The sequence below is a fragment of the Actinophytocola sp. genome, from assembly GCF_036402745.1.
Taxonomy (GTDB): domain Bacteria; phylum Actinomycetota; class Actinomycetes; order Mycobacteriales; family Pseudonocardiaceae; genus Actinophytocola.
This window is the reverse complement of record NZ_DASWSJ010000013.1, coordinates 1-2,127: the sequence shown is the minus strand read 5'-3', so window position 1 is coordinate 2,127 and position 2,127 is coordinate 1. Positions and strand designations below refer to the sequence as shown.

Annotated in this window: 2 protein-coding genes and 1 pseudogene; 1 reads left to right on the top strand and 2 read right to left on the bottom strand. The window is 69.9% G+C overall.

Features of this window, described 5'->3' with window-relative positions; translation table 11 throughout:
- Positions 1–360, bottom strand: a pseudogene (locus VGD70_RS01140) (hypothetical protein); the annotation flags it as partial.
- Positions 357–1,415, bottom strand: a complete 1,059-nt coding sequence (locus VGD70_RS01135) for an isopenicillin N synthase family dioxygenase (protein WP_331077153.1) — start codon at positions 1,413–1,415, stop codon at positions 357–359. The gene VGD70_RS01135 and the pseudogene VGD70_RS01140, both read right to left, overlap by 4 nt.
- Before the next feature lie 247 nt (positions 1,416–1,662).
- On the opposite strand from VGD70_RS01135, the gene VGD70_RS01130 reads away from it, so the two are divergent.
- Positions 1,663–2,127: ABC transporter substrate-binding protein (locus VGD70_RS01130; protein WP_331077151.1), on the top strand; the 465-nt coding region annotated here is incomplete at its 3' end.

Genomic DNA, 2,127 nt, shown 5'->3' with positions numbered 1-2,127 from the left:
GCCGTCGGTGATCCCGGCGAGCATCTCCGGGTAGGTCAGATCGGGATGATTGGTCGGGTTGAAGGCGATCTCGCGATACCGCAGGTTGCCCGACTTCACGCCGTCGGCCAGCGACTCGTAGGTGACCGTCGCGAAGTCGGCCGCGGAGACCATCGCCCGTGAGACGGCCTGGTAGACCGCGAGGAAGCCCTCCAGGTCGCCGAACTCGTAGAGCCGGGTGGCATCCATGGACGGGAGCACGATCCCGTTGCGGCGAGCGAGGTCGATCGCCGTCGCCGCCGGCACCGACCCCTCCAGGTGGCAGTGCAGCTCGATCTTCGGAAGGCCCCGCAGGAACTCGGCCGTCGCGAGGTCGCTCATGCCATCGCCTCGGCAGCCATGATCCGGGCGGCCTCGCGCTCGGCGGCACGGTTGAGGACGCCGCCGCGCGAGCCGCTGAGCTTGGCCGTGATGTGCTCCGCAACCGTGATGGGCTCGTACCCCGGGCCGTCCGCCGCGCACGAGGCGAGGGTCGAGACGAGCGCGTCGCTGTTGCCGTCGTGGAAGAAAGCAGCCGAGCGCCGCCGCAGCACCCGGCCATCGACGACCGGCGGCTTCACCCGGTGCAGCGTCGACATCCACCGGTCGTTGGTCCACCGCGCCATGAGGTCGCCGAGGTTGACGAGCAGTGCGCCCGGGGCCGGGGACACGTCGTGCCACAGATGGTCGCCACCGAGCACTTGCAGTCCCGGCACGTCGTCGGCCCAAAGCACGGTGACGATCCCGAAGTCGGTGTGCTGGCCCATCCCGGTCAGCTCGCCGTCGAGGGTGATCTCCCCGGGGTCGAGTGCGTAGTTGTTCATCCGCAGCACGTCGATCGAGTGGTCGGTGTAGCCGGTGAAGAAGCCGGGAGGCATGCCCAGGGCGTCGGCGAAGACGGCCGTGAGCGCGCGGGCCACCCGCCCGGCCTCCGCGAAGTAGCGGCCGACGTCGGAGCGGAAACGGGTGACCTCCTCGGGCCAGAGGTTCTCCGCGTAGTGCTCGGCCGGCAGCTCCTGGCCCGGGTGGTCGCTCGCCGAGGCGCCGACGTTGAACGCCTCGAAGAAGTCGTTCATGCGGGTGGCCGGGGCCGCGCCCGCGCTCAGGCTCAGCGCCTCGCTGCGCGGTGGGCTGTAGCCGCGGTTGGCCACCGCCGGCCCCCGGTACGCCAGCTTCTGCTCGGCGGTCAGTGCGAAGAAGCCGTCGATCGCGCCGGCGAGGCCGGCGAGAACGTCGTCGCCGATGCCGTGGTTGGTGACCTGGACGAAACCGACAGTGCTGCAGGCCTCGTCCATCCGGCGGGCGACCTCCGCGCGGGCGGCCGGGTCCCCGGGCCCGGTGTAGGCACCGATGTCGATGACGGGGACGGCGAAGGTCGCCGTGGTGTTGGTGGGCATGGCGGCGGACTCTAAGGACGAGTGGTGACGGCGCTGTTACGTCCTGCTGTCGCTTCTGGCACATGGCTCGCGACCGCGTTCCGCTGCCGAGAGCGCAATCACAGCTGGTCGGGACAGGGTTACCCGCCGGAAACACAAACGCCGGCGTCCTCGAAACGTCCGTCGGACACCTTGTGGCCGCCCCTGCAGCTCGCTCGTGCCTGTCTGCAGTGGTCTGCATCCGACGACTGCCGAGTGAGGACTCTCGATGACCTTCCGCAACTCCACCGGCCGAGCCGCCCTGCGGCGCACGGCTGCCGCGGCGACCGCCGTCGGTCTGACGCTCGTCCTCGGTGCCTGCGGGAGCGACGACTCCGGGACCACCGGCGCCTCCGGCGGCGACGGCTTCGGCGAGCTCTCGGTCCAGTTCTCCTGGATCAAGAACGCGGAGTTCCTCGGCGAGTACATGGCCGACACCAACGGCTACTACACGGACGCCGGCTTCGACAAGGTCAACCTGGTTGCCGGGCCGTCGAGCGGCGTGGCGGAACTGGTCCAGGGCTCGGTCCAGGTGGCGCTCAACGACGCCGTCTCGGTCGGCACCGCCGTGGCGAACGAGGACGCCCCGCTCAAGATCATCGGCACGACCTACCAGAAGAACCCGTTCACGATCCTGTCCCTGGCCGACGGCGGCAACATCGCGACCCCCCAGGACATGATCGGCAAGAAGATC